Consider the following 857-nt stretch of genomic DNA (forward strand, 5'->3'; position numbering starts at 1 on the left):
GTGCTATCGCTCACCGACTCGTTGTAGATACCTTGACCTGACTGCGTATTGTTCTCAATCTTAATGGTCAGATTACCACCGACCGTCTCCACAAATATCGTATCTAAGATATTCATGTGCGGGTATTTACCATTGATCATCTGCTCACGCGTGGTCTCTATCCACTCAAAATCATAAGCGGGCGGCAGTTCGATATCGCGCTCACCGCGGTTATCGACATAGGCCACCTGCGCCGGTTCTGGCGTACCCTCGCTAAAGTCTAAGGCAAAGCGAAACACCCGAATATCAGTGATACGCTCACCGATCTGAAACGCTAATAGCAGTTTGCTGTCTTTTACGGTGATTTGGATCAGGCGGGTTTGCTTATAGTAGCGATACAGCTCATTGAAATCTTGGACGAAGTTATCTTGATCCAAAAACGTACCCGTTAAATCGACCTCCTCTAACTGATACTTTTGCTCAGTGCTCGATGCTAAATCGTCATTTTCAGGCTCTATAAGACGATAAAGCGATAGCACGTCTTTGATATTGCTGGCACGTTTGAGCCCCATAAAGACGTTGTAGCCAAATAGTAGATAGTCGCCTACTTGCACCATGTCCTGTGCCACGCAGTTGTATTCAGTACGAATACGCGTGCGTGCGATGACTTGCATCTGTGTGCTACCAAACTCTTCTAAGCGGGCATTATTAAGGGTCGCTGTTTGAGCTTGTAGACGGCTGCCTTGCTCAGTTAAGCGGCGTTTGATCAGCTCATAGGCATTGCCTGAGGCGACGGCTTGGTCCGTTTGCTGGGCCGAATGAGGCGTGCTGTCTGAAGGGTTTGGGTTTTGCGTATCCGCCATCGTGAGTCGTCCATT

1 protein-coding gene is annotated in these 857 nt (G+C 48.4%); it reads right to left on the minus strand.

Translation table 11 applies throughout. The features are described from left to right. Positions 1-842 (minus strand): DNA repair ATPase (locus ACTXGO_RS14950; RefSeq protein ID WP_443575075.1); only part of this gene is annotated, 842 nt, incomplete at its 3' end. Positions 843-857: the final 15 nt, after the last annotated feature.

The sequence above is a fragment of the Psychrobacter sp. T6-1 genome (assembly GCF_052258445.1).